The following is a 721-nucleotide window of genomic DNA, read 5'->3' as shown; positions in this document are numbered from 1 at the left end:
ACATTTTCAACGAACAAGCTGATGCAACTTTTTTCTCACCAGGACGTATTAACCTAATTGGTGAACATACAGATTACAACGGGGGCCACGTATTCCCAGCAGCTATTTCACTGGGCACTTATGGTGTTGCCCGTAAACGAGATGACCAAATCTGTCGCTTTTATTCAGCAAATTTCAAAGATGATGGCATTATTGAAATTAACCTAAATCAACTGATTCTAACAAAGGAAGACGGATGGACGAACTATCCTAAAGGGGTCATTAAATTTTTAATAGAAGCGGGTCATCCAATTGATACCGGTTTTGACCTATACGTATATGGGAATATTCCAAATGGTTCCGGTCTTTCATCATCAGCTTCACTTGAATTACTCACAGGGATAGTTGCGGAAGAATTGTATGATTTAACACTAGAAAGACTAGATTTAGTAAAAATTGGTAAAAAAACCGAAAATGATTTTATCGGTGTCAATTCGGGTATTATGGATCAATTTGCCGTCGGGATGGGGGCAGATAAACGTGCGATTTATCTGGATACAAATTCTCTCGACTATGAACTCGTTCCGCTAGATTTAGCTGATAACGTAATTGTGATCATGAATACCAATAAACGCCGTGAATTAGCCGATTCTAAATACAATGAACGCCGGACTGAATGTGAAACAGCACTCGCCGAACTTAACCAAAAGTTGACCATTGATTCACTGGGTGCGATTGATGC

1 protein-coding gene is annotated in these 721 nt (G+C 39.4%); it reads left to right on the top strand.

Annotation, left to right across the window (positions count from 1 at the left end; all coding sequences use genetic code 11):
- Positions 1-2: 2 nt before the first annotated feature.
- Positions 3-721: galactokinase (locus ACRCJ0_RS17505; protein WP_431391429.1), on the top strand; the 719-nt coding region annotated here is incomplete at its 3' end.

This window comes from Aerococcus sp. L_32, from assembly GCF_050689315.1.
Note: the sequence above shows the minus strand (reverse complement) of the source record. Positions and strands in the feature narration are given on the sequence as shown.